Genomic DNA, 7,362 nt, shown 5'->3' on the forward strand with positions numbered 1-7,362 from the left:
CGGAGTGAGGGCACACCGAGCCTAGGCGAGGTGCCGAGTGGTGGGGCGAAGACCTTTTGGTTACTTTTGGCTGGGCCGGCATTCCGGGCGTTTGCCAAAAGTGACCCGCTGTAAGAGCGGAACCATAAGCAGCCGTTACCGCAGTAACGGATATACACACCGACAAACCGCCATCGCAGGCAAGCCAGCTCCCAGACTTCTTACCTTATACAACCCCTAGAAATCCCGCTTGTAGAAGATATCCAACGAACTCGCCACGCCACTGGCCACTTCCAGGTACACCTTCTTGCTCAGCAAGTAACGCAAGGCAATGGTATTGGCCGGCTCAAACACCCCCACCCCATAGCGCAAGCTGAGCTTCTCGGTAATCTTGCCACTGGCCACCACTGCGGTCTTGTTCCCGGAGCCCTGGGTATCAAGGTCGAAATCCTGAATCCCCAGCTTGTTGGCGATATCCGAAGTCACCCCCGCACTGCCCATCAAACCCAGGCCCAGAGCGGCCTCAGCAAGCATATTGTTATCTTCGCCCGTGTTGTTACGCGAACGCCCCAGCACCAGGTACGACAACGCATCTTCCTGAGGCATCGACGGCTCGGAGAAGATCTGCGTCGCCGGCTGCTCGGCGCTGCCACTCAAGCGAATACCGGCAGTCACAGTCCTTGAGTCTTCCACGACCACCCGTGTCGCTTCGATATCCAGGAACGGCTGATCCAAGGGACCGGCAAACAACAGCCGCGCACGCCGCACATTGAGGCGCTGCCCGTAGGCACGGTAACGCCCGTCGTTGAGCCACAACTCACCACGGGTGTCCATGTTGTCGCCAATATGCACATGGCCCTGAACCTTGGCAGTCAAGCCAAAGCCGGCAAAGTTAAGCTGGTCTTCACCCACCTCGACGTCGATGTCCATGGCCATCGCCATCGGCGGCTTGCCCTCCTCGGTCTGGCTGCCGACGATCACCGTGTCATCCGAGACCTTGACCGTCGACGGCGGCAGTTCGCGCACGGTGATATCGCCGCGCGGGATGTGCACCTTACCGGCAATCGCCAGCTTGTCGTCCTTGAGGCTGATCTTAAGGTCCGGCGCCACTTCCAGCTTGGCATAGGGCTCAACCGTGACCGGCAATTTCGAGCCTTGCAGGCTCAGGTCCACCGCCAGGGCCTGGCCCCAGCCGACGCGGCCCTTGAGGCTGCCCTGCCCGTCTTTGCCGCTGCGCCAGCCACCGTTGAGCTGCACACTTTCACCGGCGATCAGCGCCTGCACATTCAAGCCCTCGAGGCTCATCGGCAGCTCGGGCCCGGAAATTTCGCCGTCCACCAGGTTCACATTGCCGTTGACCTGCGGCGCCAACAGACCACCCGAGATACGGCCGTTACCGTTGAGCTTGCCATTGAGGGTTTCCACCATCGGCACAAACGGGCGCGCCACAGCGAGGTCCAGGCCGGTGAGGCTGAACGTGCCGGTAATCGGCTTGTCCTTGGGCAACGGGTTGATCTGCGCCTGCAACAGCAACTCGCCGAGCTTGCCACCGCGAAAATTCAGCTGCGTGTCGATGCGCTTGGGGTTGAGGGCGGTTTCCAGCTTCAAGGTGTCGTAGGGGAAATCCACCCACTGATTTTTGTCCTTCACGCGCAAGGTGCCGCCGCTGGCGTCCACCGCGACCACGCCTTTAGGGCCACTGCTGGGCAGGTCGAGTTGCACATCGGCGTTGAGCTTGCCCTGCCAGGCGAAATCCTTGGGCAAGAAGGCCGCCAGGCTGTCGATCGGGAATTGCTTGAGGTGGTAGCGCAGCTTGGGTTCAGGCATCAGACGCTGGTCTTCACCGCACAAGCTGGAACCGCCAGACACCCAGCAATGCGCGGCAAAGGTCAGCTTGCCGTCGGCCAGGCGTTCGATTTTCGCCGGGGCTTGCAGCTTCCAATCCTGGCCGCCGGCCTGCACATCACCACTGGCCAGGCGCCCACGCCAGTTGCCTTTGTCGAGGTTGCCATCCAGGGCCAGGGCGAGTTTGACCAGCGACCCGGCCAGATCGAGTTGCACCTTCTGGCTCTTGATGTCGCCCTGGGCGCTGGCGGTCAGGGTGCCGACCTGGGTTTCACCGGCTTGAATGCCGCTGCCCTTGAGGTCGATCTTCGCACGCTGGGCGTTGTCGAGGGCCGCATCGAGGGTGAGGCTTTGCAGTTTATTATCCGCAAACGCCAGTTGCTGGCCTTTGAGGTCGAGCTTGCCTTGCGGCGCCTTCAGCGTACCGGCTACATCCACGCGGCCGTTGATTTGCCCGCGCAACTGCGGCCACAGTTGGGCCAGGCGCGCCAGTTTAATGTCAATCTGCCCGGCCAAGCGTTGCTGCAGACTGCCACTGCCATTGATGCGGTTGTCGCCCAGGCGGATATCCAGGTTGGCCAGGGTCCACTGCTCGCCCGCGCCTTCGGCCTTGGCCGCCAGCACGGCGGTCTGGCCGCGCAAATGGCCCTTGAGGTCGAGGTCGGCATTCAGTTTAAGCTGCTCGTTTTTGAACTCGCCTTTGCTGCGCAATGGCCCGGCCAAGGTGCCTGGCAATTCTGCGACCCAGTACGCCGGGTTGAGTGCCGACAAGTCCAGCGCAGTGTCCCAGGCGATGCCGTCGGCAAATTGCAGGTTCAGGTGCCCTTCGGCCTTGCCTTGACCGGCAGTCAGTTTGAGTTCGGGCAGGAAGACTTGCTTGAGGTCGCCGCTGAATGGCGTGACCAGATTGAATTTACCCGCTGGGCCGTCAAGGTCAGCGTTGAGATTGCCGAGGTAATTGCCGTCTTTGTAGGAAACTTCACCATTGAACGTACGCAACGCGACCTGAGGCTCATCAATCAATGGATAGAGGCGATGCCAGGGGAAATCCAGCCAGTTGATTTTCGCGTCGGCGCTGAACCCTTGCTGCCAGTCCAGGTTGGCGCTGAGCTTGAGGCTTTGCTGCTCACCGGCAGTCAGGTCGAGGCCGGCGATCTGTGCGCCCTTGGCGTCAACCTTGCCCTGCAACAGCAAGGCCACCGGGCCTTTTTCTGCGGGCAGCACGGCCCGGCCAAGCAACTGGTAGCCGCTGCTCAAGTCGCCCTTGGCAGTGAGGTCCAGTTGATTGAGCTGCAAGGTGTCGGGCAAATCGGCGCTCGGTTTAAAGCCATCCGCCGTGATGTGCAACTGCGCGGGCAGGTTCTCCACCAAAGGTTGCAGCTCGCCGCTGAGCTTCGCGGGCAAGTAGCCGCTGCTGTCGGCGTCGAGCTTGAGGGTCTTGAGCAGGTCGCCGTCAACCTTGAGCGCAACCTTCCACGGCGCGCCGCCGGGCGCATAGGGCAGGCTCAGGTTCCCGGTGGCGCTCAGCGGCCAGTTGCCGGTGGGTTGCAGCAGGCCGTTGAGGTCCAGCACCAGGTCATCGCGTTGCAGGTGCACCGAATCGATCTGCATGCCAGCAGCCGTCCAATGCGCCGCCAACTGCAGGCCCTTGAGTTCCTCACTGCCGTTAAACAGCAGGCTGCCGACGCGAACGTCGCCCAACTGGATGGCAACCGGCAACTTCAGATTCGGTAACGTTATCGGACCGCTACTCGGTTCATTGCTCGGCGGAAATTGCAGGTTGACCTGTTCCACGTCCAATTGGTTGATGCACAGGGTCATGCGCAACAGGCAGCCTGGTGACCAATCAAACTTCGGAGCATTGAGTTCTACCCGACTCGCGTCCTGCTGCCATAGCAGATGGTCGGCGCTCCATTGGCCACCCAGGTAGCCCTGGTAATTTTCCACGCTCAAACCCGGCACCTGGCTCAAGGCCCAACGGCTGCCTGCTTGAGTACCGAGCACTGTCCACAGCGCCAACAGCAGCAGCATGAGGACCGCCACAAGGGCCAGCCCTGCTATTTTCAAACCACGCATCACAGCTCAGGCCCCATGGAAAAGTGCAAACGAATGCCGCCCGGATCTTCGAGGGCATGGGCCAGGTCAAGGCGAATCGGCCCCACTGGCGACACCCAGCGCACACCGACACCCACGCCGGTTTTCAGGCTGGGCATTTCCAGGGTGTTGAAGGAGTTGCCTTGGTCGATAAAGGTCGCGATGCGCCATTTTTCGGCGATGGAATATTGGTACTCGGCGCTCAAGGCCACCATGTAACGCCCGCCGATGCGGTCACCGCGATCGTTTTCGGGTGACAGCGTCTGGTACTCGTAGCCGCGCACGCTCTGGTCACCACCGGCAAAGAAGCGCAGCGACGGCGGCACCGACTTGTAGCCGTTGGTGGCACTGCCGCCGAACTGCGCACGGCCGAGGAAACGGTGGTTATCCCATAAAGTGGTCAAGCCCTTGATGGTGGCGGTGCCGTACAGCAAGTTGGTGTCGGAGCCGAGCCCTTCCTTGGCGACCTTGGCGTCGAACATCAGGCGATAGCCATTGTGCGGGTCGATGCGGTTATCGCTGCGCAGGTAGGAATAGTTGATACCCGGCATCACCAGGTTGCTCAAGCCCGAGTCATTGCCCAGGCGATACTCTTCACGCTGGTATTTGAGCGAGATCACCCGCGTCCAGCCGCTGGGCAGCTTGCTGTGCCATTCGGGGCCGAGGGTGAGCAATTTACTCAGGGTGTCGGTGTTGGCGATTTCTTCGTTCTGGTAACCGCCGGCGAAGCGCAACTTGTCGGTCAACGGCGGGTCGAGCGGGATGTCATACCACAGGCCGACGTTCTGGCGTGGCGCCGACAGTTCGGCCTCCCAGCCATAGCTGTGGCCTTGCGGGTTGACCCAATGGCGGGTCCAGTTGGCTTTGCCGCGCGGGCCAACGTCGGTCGAGTAACCGAGGCCCAGGCCCATGGTGCGTGGCTTGCGGGTATCGAGCTGGACCGCCACCGGGATCACATCGTTGGTCGAGGCGGTTGGGCTGGCGTCCACGCGTACGCCTTCGAAGAAGCCGCTTGATTGCAGGTTCTGGTTGAGTTCGGCGATCAGTTCAGAGTCGTAAGGGGCGCCGCTTTTGAACGGCACCATGCGTTGCAGCAGGTCTTCATCGAACGGCGTATCGCCGGTAAACCCGACTTTGCCCAAGGTGTAGCGCGGGCCGCTGTCGTAGATGAGTTCGATATCGGCGACACCGGCTTGCGGGTCCACCAGCAGCTTCTGGCTGCTGAAACGCCCATTGAAAAAACCGTAGCGCGAAGCCTGATTCTGAATCAGCCGCTTGGCGTCTTCATAGTTGCCGTGGTTGAGCACGGCGCCCGATTTGAGGTCGTCGCTGGCAGGCACGCGAAAGGCTTTGAGGCTCGCGGCCGGGCCGTCGACCCGAATGGTCACGTTGCGCAGATGCACCGGCTCGCCGGGGTCGATGGTGAGGGTCAGGCGCGGGTTCTTGCCGCCCTTCACGTCACTGGAAATCTGCGGCTGATAGAAGCCCAGAGCCTGGGCCGCCTTGCGGGCCTGATCCTCGGCGCCACGGCTGAAGCGCAGCAAGGCTTCTTCATCACGATCGCCAACCCCGCCGATATAGCCTTCGATGTTGGCTTTCAACGCGTCGTTTGATGGCTTGATGCGCACGTCCAATTCGCTTTGCGCAAATACGCCGCAGCTTGTGAACAGCAGAACCAAGCCGCTGGTAAATCTTCCTGGAAGCTTCATAGGCGCGGATGCTACACAGCTGGGGGGACTCTTTGAACCCGGAATTGTCTGAATAATTCTGTCTCAAGCCGTTGCAGCATGTAACGCCTGGGGATTGGGATGAAAAAACACATGCTCCAGGACAGGTCCTACCGCCACTTCACCGATTTCCTCATAGCCCTGGCGCTTGTAAAAATCCAGATAGCGCGAGTTGCCGGTATCGAGCACCACACCGGATGAATGCGGGTCCTCGGCGCACCAGTTGTGCACCGCCTGCAACAGTTGCTCGCCGTAGTGTTTGCCCTGAAATTGCGGGTGAATACCCAGCAGCGGCAACACATGCACCGACTCACTCGGCAGGCACGCCAACACTGCGTAATGGTAATCCAGATAACGCCGAGTGCCGCGCACGCCGGTGCTCAGCCACATGCGCAACTGCCAGGCCCAGCTCTCGGTGATGCCCAGGCGCCGTTGCGGTGGCGCAATCAAAGCGATGCCGATCAGCCGGTCGTTGACGAACAGGCCGATGGCAGGAAGCTTCTGGAAAAAATGCTGCTTGACCAGCTCACGCACGGTGGCGCGCACCCGCTGTTCGTACCCCGACCGCTCAGCCTCGAAGATGTAAGCGAAGGTCGGTTCATGCCGATAGGCCTGATACAACAAGGAACGGGCCTCGCGGGAATAGTCGCTGTTGAGCAGGCGAATTTCAGCAATGGCAGTGGAAGTGTCAGGCATACAGTCAATCTCCCTGGGCGCCACTCAAAAGATGGCGTTCTTATGGGTACGAACCTGTGCAGCACCAGTCGTTCCCAGACATTAGCAGTGCATGCGCCCTACCGCCACGCTGGCCCCCGTCCGACTTGTCGGCTAGCATCGGCCTTTTGCCAGACTGGACTGCCGACCATGAAAATCGTCTCCTTCAATATCAACGGGCTGCGCGCCCGCCCCCATCAGCTGGCGGCGCTGATTGAAAAGCATCAACCCGACGTGATCGGCCTGCAGGAAACCAAGGTGCACGATGACCAGTTCCCGCTGGCCGAAGTGCAGGCCCTTGGCTATCACGTGTACTACCACGGGCAAAAAGGCCATTACGGCGTGGCCCTGCTGTCGCGCAAGCCGGCGTTGAGCCTGCACAAAGGGTTTGCCAGCGACGAAGAAGACGCCCAGCGTCGCTTTATCTGGGGCACTTTCGCCGACGAGCATGGCCAGTCGATCACCGTGATGAACGGCTACTTCCCCCAGGGCGAAAGCCGCGACCACCCGACCAAGTTCCCGGCCAAACAACGCTTCTACGAAGATTTGCAGCAACTGCTGGAAAGCCAGTTCAGCAATGACCAGCCGCTGGTAGTGATGGGCGACATCAATATTTCGCCGGAAGATATCGACATCGGCATCGGCGCCGACAATGCCAAGCGCTGGCTCAAAACCGGCAAGTGCAGCTTCCTGCCGGAAGAGCGCGAGTGGATGGCCCGCCTTAAAAACTGGGGCCTGGTCGACAGCTTCCGCCACTTGAACCCGGACGTGGCCGACCGCTTCAGCTGGTTCGACTACCGCAGCCGTGGGTTTGAAGATGAGCCCAAGCGTGGGCTGCGCATTGACGTGATCCTGGCGTCCAACGGCCTGGTGTCGCGGGTCAAGGATGCTGGGGTGGATTACGACTTGCGTGGGCTGGAAAAACCGTCGGACCATGCGCCGATCTGGCTTGAGTTGAGCTGATTTCAAGGTTTGTGTACTTCAATGTGGGAGCAACTGTCTT

At 60.7% G+C, this 7,362-nt stretch carries 4 protein-coding genes; 1 reads left to right on the forward strand and 3 read right to left on the reverse strand.

All coding sequences use genetic code 11. The features are described 5' to 3' along the window. Positions 1-216 precede the first annotated feature (216 nt). From HX790_RS29430 to HX790_RS29440, 3 genes are all read right to left on the reverse strand, one after another. The gene (locus HX790_RS29430; RefSeq protein WP_176992615.1) at positions 217-3,900 is read right to left on the reverse strand and encodes a translocation/assembly module TamB domain-containing protein; all 3,684 of its coding nucleotides are present in this window, start codon (positions 3,898-3,900) and stop codon (positions 217-219) included. Next, on the reverse strand, positions 3,900-5,627 hold the full coding sequence (locus tag HX790_RS29435) for an autotransporter assembly complex family protein (protein WP_169988203.1): 1,728 nt from the start codon (positions 5,625-5,627) through the stop codon (positions 3,900-3,902). Before HX790_RS29435 ends, HX790_RS29430 begins: the two co-directional genes overlap by 1 nt. Before the next feature lie 63 nt (positions 5,628-5,690). Beyond that, positions 5,691-6,341, reverse strand: a complete 651-nt coding sequence (locus HX790_RS29440; RefSeq protein WP_017134622.1) for an N-acetyltransferase — start codon at positions 6,339-6,341, stop codon at positions 5,691-5,693. A gap of 168 nt (positions 6,342-6,509) precedes the next feature. Here HX790_RS29440 and xthA point away from each other — a divergent pair, with 168 nt between their 5' ends. After that, entirely contained in the window at positions 6,510-7,322 is an 813-nt protein-coding gene (gene xthA / locus HX790_RS29445; protein ID WP_017134623.1) for an exodeoxyribonuclease III, read from the forward strand. Positions 7,323-7,362: the final 40 nt, after the last annotated feature.

This window comes from Pseudomonas sp. IPO3747, from assembly GCF_013385245.1.
GTDB classification, from domain to species: Bacteria; Pseudomonadota; Gammaproteobacteria; order Pseudomonadales; family Pseudomonadaceae; genus Aquipseudomonas; species Aquipseudomonas edaphica.

Coding starts and splice junctions, on each gene's coding strand:
- HX790_RS29430 (WP_176992615.1), bottom strand. CDS start 3,900: ATGCGTGGTTTGAAAATAGCAGGGCTGGCCCTTGTGGCGGTCCTCATG.
- HX790_RS29435 (WP_169988203.1), bottom strand. CDS start 5,627: ATGAAGCTTCCAGGAAGATTTACCAGCGGCTTGGTTCTGCTGTTCACA.
- HX790_RS29440 (WP_017134622.1), bottom strand. CDS start 6,341: ATGCCTGACACTTCCACTGCCATTGCTGAAATTCGCCTGCTCAACAGC.
- xthA (WP_017134623.1), top strand. CDS start 6,510: ATGAAAATCGTCTCCTTCAATATCAACGGGCTGCGCGCCCGCCCCCAT.